Genomic DNA, 6,092 nt, shown 5'->3' on the forward strand with positions numbered 1-6,092 from the left:
AAGAGACAGGGGGACGGAGGATCACGGCGGGGGCGGGCGGCTCGCGGATGCGACGGAAGCCCCGATTCTCGCAGGTTTGGTACGCCTCTTGGGTGAAATTTGCTGCAGTGCAGCGTCCGTGCAACGGAGCCGCGGTCTGCGGCTCCGGCGCGTTCCCGTCAGCAGACCTTGCAGGCTTCGACCGGCAGGCCGCTCCTGATCCAGCCCGGGCCGGCGGTGCTGCCGCTCATGCCTTCGCGGACGTTGTACACGTTCGTGAAGCCCTGTGCGGCGAGCAGGCGTTGCGCCTGGCCGCTGCGGTTGCCGCTGCGGCAGATGAAGGCGATCGGGGTGTCGCGTTTGCCCCCGACGCGGGCGACCACTTCCTTGACAAAGCCTTCCGCTCCGCCCGGATGGTACAGGTTGATCGGCGTGGCGCCCGGTGCGACGCCGGTTTCGCGCCATTCTTCGGGCGTGCGCACGTCGATCAGCGTGATCTTTCCGGCCTTGGCCTTTGCCTGTGCCTCGGCCGGGGTGATTTCGGGCGCGGCGCCCTGTTGCGCATGGACGGCCGAAATCGGCAGCAGGATGGCGGTTGCCGCGAGCAGCAGTGCGCGGCGGGTCAGGAGGCGGATGGGAAGGGGCATGACGAACTCCGGCGGGGAGGATGAGGCTGACGATACATCTTTATAAGACCGGCCGTCGGCAGCCGAGTTCGTCATATTAGCATGTGCTTGTATATGGGCGGCGTCCGCTTTTCAGCCCGCGACCCATGCCAGCCCGGTCGCGACGGCGAAGCCGCCGCTCGCGAGCAGCGCGAGCCGTCGCGCGGAGCCGTGCAGCCGGCCCCACAGCCAGAAGCCGGACAGGCCGAGGAAAGCGAGGCCGAGCGCGGCGGCGTCCGACAGCAGCACCCAGGCGGGTCCGGTGCCGATCGCCATGTGCAGGCGTGCGAGGTAGAGCCACAGGTTGGGCTGTGTACGCTTGGCTTCGGCCTGGCGGCTGCCCACCCAGTAGTCGATCTGGACGGTTTCCGACGGCGTGTCCGCGCGCAGGATCCAGCGTTCGGGTTGCCGGATGTCGCCGCCGCCCCAGCCCACCGCCTTCGCGGGCTCGACGCGGGACTTGAGCGTCGCCGCGTCGAGGCCCAATGCCGGCGCGAGCATAGCGGCGAGCGCCGCGGGATCGGCCGGTGCCGCCTCGACGGGCAGCAGCTGGGTGACCTCCTTGCGGTCGAGCGCGGGGATCTTCATCTCCGCGCGGTGGTTGAGCAGGAAGCCGGTGGTCGCGAACAGCAGCAGCATCGCGGCGAGCGCAAGGCCGAACCAGGCGTGGATGCGGCGCAGCCACTTTTGCGAGTTGCCGCGATGGCTGGGCGGGCGGTGGTGGAGGTGGATCACGGCGGGCTCAGAAGCTCAGTTTTGCGGAGAGGCGGAGTGTACGCGGCATGCCGACAAGGATCAGAAGCGGTAGGTCGCCGTCGCCTGCAGCGTGCGCGGCGCGCCGGGCTGGTTCAGGCCATTGACGCTGCCGTGGGCGGTCGCCCAGTACTCGCGGTCGAAGGCGTTCTTGAGGTTGAACGTGAGGTCGTAGGCCTTGCTGCGGTAGAGCAGCGCCGCGTCGAACACCGCGAAGCCCGGCAGGCGCACGAGGTTGTCGGGCGAGGCGTACTGCGACGCCTGCGCGCGCACGCCGCCGCCGAGGCTCCAGCCCCGGCCGAGGTCCCGCGTCACCCAGATCGAACCGCTGTGGCGCGGCGTCAGCGCGGCGTCCTTGCCCTCGAAGGGCACGGTGACGCGGCGGGTGCCGAAGTTCGCCCCGCCGGTGGCGGTCGATTTCACGATCTCGGTGTCGAGGAAGGCGTAGCCGGCGTGGACCTGCCAGCCCGGCGCCGGGCGGCCGGAGATCGACAGCTCCAGGCCTTCGGTGCGCTGCTTGCCCGCATTGATCGTCTGGCGCGTCGCCGGATCGGTGATCTTCATGTCCTCGCGCACGAGCTGGAAGATCGACGCCCCGGCCGACAGCGCGCCGCCGAGGAAGTCCCACTTCGCGCCGATCTCGTGGTTGGTAGTGATCTCGGGGTCGGCGTCGACGTTGGAGGCGGAGAGCTGGAACTGCTCGGCCGAGGGCTGGAAGGAGCGCGACACGGAGAGGTAGTAGGCCTGGCTCGCGTCCGGTTGCCACACGAGGCCGGCGCGCGGGCTCCATTCGGGGTCGGTGCGCTCGAAGTCCGGCTTGGTCGCCTCGGTGGTCTTCTGGCGGTACTCGTCATGACGCACACCAACCAGCGCCTTCCACTGCTCGCCGAGCGCGATCTGGTCCTGCACGTAGAAGGCCGTGCTGTCCTGTGTCGTGACGTTGTCGATGGTGCGCGAGTTGGGCGCGCGCGTCGTGTAGGGCGGGATCGCGCCGCCGGGGTTGTAGAGCGGCACGCGGTCGATGCCGATCCAGTTGTCGATGTCGAGCGCCTTGTCCTGGGTGCCGACCTCGACGCCGTAGAGCAGCGTGTGCTGCAGGCCGCCGAGCTTCACGCGCTGGGTGAGTTCGAGCTGGTTGAACCAGCCTTCCTCGTCGCGCACGACGTGGCCGTGGGTGCGCTGCATCATGAGCTGGCCGCCGGAGAGCGTGTAGGCGCTGCCCGAACGGTACAGGGTGTTGTCGCGGTCGAGCTTGAAGTCGTAGTAGCGCAGCACGTTGCGCAGCGACCAGTCGTCGTTGAAGCGGTGCGACAGGGTGGCCGTCGCGGTGTTCATCGTCGCGGTGGTCGTGTCGTCGCGATCGGCGTTGCCGGAGCCGTAGTAAGTGTCGTGATCGACGTCGAGCGGGCGGCCGTTGTTGTCGGGGATGCCGAAGTCGGTCGGGCGGCGGTCGCCGTTGTGCGCGAGCTGCAGCAGCAGGCGGGTGTCCTCGCCGAGCTTGAGGTCGACTGAGGGAGCGATGGCCTCGCGCTTGAGGAAGGATTCGTCGCGGTAGCCGGTCGAGTCCTCGAAGGCGCCGGTGAGGCGGAAGGTGTGGCCGCCCTCTCCCTCTCCTCCGATTGCGCCGGCGGTGTCGAAGCTGATGCGCCTTTCGCCTTCGCTGTCGAGCTGCACGGTGATCTCGCGGATCGCCTGCGTCGTCGGCAGCTTGCTCACGCGATTGATGATGCCGCCCGAGGAGCCGCGGCCGTAGAGCACGGCGGCGGGGCCCTTCAGGACCTCGATGCGTTCGGTGTTGGAGAGGTCGCGGAAGTACAGCGCGTCGTCGCGCACGCCGTCGACAAAGGTGTCGCCGATCGCCGTGAAGCCGCGGATCGCGAACTGGTCGCGCTGGCCGTCGCCCATATTGAGCGTCACGCCGGGCACGTTCTGCAGCGCGTCGGCGAGCGAGCGCACGCCCTGGTCGGCGATCAGCTCGGGGCCGACGACGTTGACGGTCTGCGGGATGTCGCGCAGCGGCGCGGTGCCCTTGGTCGCCGAGGAGGAGACGAGCGGATTGTAGGACGGCGCGGCGCCGCCCTGTTCGGCGGTGACGGTGACGGCGGGGTGGCCTGGGCGGCAGCGAGGGCGGGCAGCGCAGCCGCGATCGCCACGGCGAGGGTGGTAAGACGCATGGGGACTCCGGTCGGGGAATGTTGCTGGCTGGCGATCCGGTCGGAGGGGGCGGAGTGGCTGGCTGTGTTTCCGCGGATTGTATTCCAGCATGTAAATGCGAATCAATCGCAAATAAGAGCCGTTGTGTTTTCGCCACAACGCGCTTGCGCCATGTACAGGGATACATTGTGTTGCGAATGCTTATCATTTAGAGTGCGAATCGTTCTCAAGTGTGACGTCCGCAAACCGGCAGTTTCCGACCGGCCATAGCCGGCGCGCACGGGGTCCGCACCGTACCGAAATTTCATCCACGGCAAGCCAGGCGACATCTCTACCCAGCCAGCCAGGGTTCCTACAGGAGTAGAAAGATGTCGTTCCGTCCCCGGCTGAAGCCGGTCGTGTTTGCCATGCTCGCCGCCAGCGCGTGCGGCAATGTCGCTAATGTCGCTCTCGCCGCCGATGCGGTGCTGTCGCCGGTGCTCGTCCAGGATCAGATCGAGCGCGCCGACGGCCCGGTGCAGGGTTATCGCGCCACGCGTTCGGCGACCTTCACGAAGACCGACACGCCGCTGAAGGAAGTGCCGGCGTCGATCACCGTCGTGCCCGAAAGCGTGATCGAGGATCAGGCGATGCGCAGCATCTCCGACGTGCTGCGCTACGTGCCGGGCACGACCGCGGCACAGGGCGAGGGCAACCGCGACCAGATGGTGATCCGCGGCAACAACACGACCGCCGACTTCTTCGTGAACGGCATTCGCGATGACGCGCAGATCTTCCGCGACCTCTACAACGTCGAGCGCGTCGAAGTGCTCAAGGGGCCGGGCGGCATGACTTTCGGTCGCGGCGGCGCGGGCGGCATCGTCAATCGCGTGACCAAGCGCCCGGTGTTCGGGCATGTCGGCGAGGCGAGCGTGATGCTGGGCAGCTTCGACCAGCTGCGCGGCACCGTCGATGTCGGCAACAAGCTGAGCGATGCAGCGGCCTGGCGAATCAATGCGATGGCCGAGCGCACCGACAGCTTCCGCGACGGCGTCGACGCCAAGCGCTACGCCTTCAACCCGAGCGTGACGCTGACGCCGGGCGGCAACACCGCGCTGACTCTCGCCTATGAGCGCCTGTACGACGAGCGCACCGCCGATCGCGGCATTCCCTCGCAGGGCGACCGTCCGTTCGACACGCAGCGCAGCACCTTCTTCGGCAACGCCGACCAGAGCAAGTCGCGTGCGATGGTCGATGCGCTCAGCGCCGTGCTGGAGCACGATTTCGGTGGCGTGCAGCTGAAGAACAGCCTGAGCGTTACGCAGTACGACAAGTTTTATCAGAACGTCTTCGCCGGCGGCGCCGTCAACGGCGCGGGCAACGTGCGCATCTCGGCCTACAACAGCTCCAACCTGCGCACCAACGTCTTCAACCAGACCGACCTGACGACGAAGTTCGCCACCGGCAGCCTCAAGCACACCCTGCTCGCCGGCATCGAGCTGGGCCATCAGGACAGCGACAACGAGCGCAACACCGGCTTCTTCGGCAACTCGACGAGCGCCACCGTGTCGGCCGCCAACCCCGTCGCGACCGCGACGAGCTTCCGCTTCAACGGCACCGACGCGAACAACACCGTGAAGTCCGACACCGTCGCCGCCTACCTGCAGGACCAGATCGCGCTCAGCGAGCAGTGGAAGGTGCTCGCGGGCCTGCGCTGGGACCAGTTCAAGGTCGATCTCGACGACAAGCGCACGACCACGACGCGCCTGGACCTGTCGCGCACCGATACCGAGGTCAGCCCGCGCTTCGGCCTCGTGTGGACGCCGACCCCGGCCCAGACCTACTACGCGAGCTACAGCTATGCCTTCCTGCCCTCGGGCGAGCAGCTGAGCCTGGCCGCGAACACCGAAGACCTGAAGCCGGAAAAGGCGATCAACCACGAGATCGGCGCGCGCTGGGATCTCAATCCCGACCTCACGCTATCGGCCGCCATCTTCCGCCTCACGCGCGAGGACATGAAGACCAGCGATCCGACCAACCCGGCTAGCGGCCGTCTGGTGCAGACCGGCGAGCAGCGCACCGAAGGCGTCGAGATCGGCCTGCAGGGCAAGCTCACGTCGTGGTGGCAGGTGTTCGCGGGCTACGCGAACCTCGATGCGGAGATCACCAAGACGACCTCCAGCGCGCCCAAGGGCCGCAAGGTCGGCCTCGTGCCGGAGCAGATGGTGTCGCTGTGGAACCGTTTCGACCTCGGCCACGGCTGGGGGGCGGGCCTCGGCGTGATCCATCAGGACTCGAGCTACACGTCGTTCAGCAACACCGTGAAGCTGCCGGCCTTCACGCGCGTCGACGGCGCGCTGTACTACACCTTCGCGGGCGGCAGGACGCGCGTCGCGCTCAACGTCGAGAACCTCACCGACAAGGAGTACTTCCCGACCGCGCACAGCGACACCAACATCAGTCCGGGCGCGCCGCTCAACGCAAAGCTGACGCTGACGCACGCGTTCTGATTCGCTCCCTCACCTTCAAGGGGAGGGTTGGGGTGGGGATGGGTTAAACGGA

Annotated in this window: 4 protein-coding genes; 1 reads left to right on the forward strand and 3 read right to left on the reverse strand. The window is 67.6% G+C overall.

Features of this window, described 5'->3' with window-relative positions:
* Positions 1-158 precede the first annotated feature (158 nt).
* The 3 genes from GPA27_RS27590 to GPA27_RS27600 all read right to left on the reverse strand — a co-directional run bounded on the left by GPA27_RS27590 (position 159) and on the right by GPA27_RS27600 (position 3,662).
* Positions 159-626 (reverse strand): rhodanese-like domain-containing protein, encoded by a 468-nt coding sequence (locus tag GPA27_RS27590; RefSeq protein ID WP_169143615.1) that lies wholly within the window; start codon positions 624-626, stop codon positions 159-161.
* Positions 627-737: 111 nt separating this feature from the next.
* Positions 738-1,379, reverse strand: a complete 642-nt coding sequence (locus tag GPA27_RS27595; RefSeq protein ID WP_169143616.1) for a PepSY-associated TM helix domain-containing protein — start codon at positions 1,377-1,379, stop codon at positions 738-740.
* A gap of 60 nt (positions 1,380-1,439) precedes the next feature.
* On the reverse strand, positions 1,440-3,662 hold the full coding sequence (locus tag GPA27_RS27600; RefSeq protein ID WP_246261529.1) for a TonB-dependent receptor: 2,223 nt from the start codon (positions 3,660-3,662) through the stop codon (positions 1,440-1,442).
* Between the two features lie 257 nt (positions 3,663-3,919).
* On the opposite strand from GPA27_RS27600, the gene GPA27_RS27605 reads away from it, so the two are divergent.
* Complete coding sequence (locus GPA27_RS27605; protein WP_169143617.1) at positions 3,920-6,040, forward strand: TonB-dependent receptor; 2,121 nt, start codon at positions 3,920-3,922, stop codon at positions 6,038-6,040.
* The last annotated feature ends 52 nt before the right edge of the window (positions 6,041-6,092 follow it).

Source organism: Aromatoleum toluolicum (assembly GCF_012911005.2).
GTDB classification, from domain to species: Bacteria; Pseudomonadota; Gammaproteobacteria; order Burkholderiales; family Rhodocyclaceae; genus Aromatoleum; species Aromatoleum toluolicum.

What these genes read in the sequence shown, in the direction of transcription:
- GPA27_RS27590 (WP_169143615.1), bottom strand. Translation starts at nt 626, where the DNA reads ATGCCCCTTCCCATCCGCCTCCTGACCCGCCGCGCACTGCTGCTCGCG.
- GPA27_RS27600 (WP_246261529.1), bottom strand. Translation starts at nt 3,662, where the DNA reads ATGCTGGAATACAATCCGCGGAAACACAGCCAGCCACTCCGCCCCCTC.
- GPA27_RS27605 (WP_169143617.1), top strand. Translation starts at nt 3,920, where the DNA reads ATGTCGTTCCGTCCCCGGCTGAAGCCGGTCGTGTTTGCCATGCTCGCC.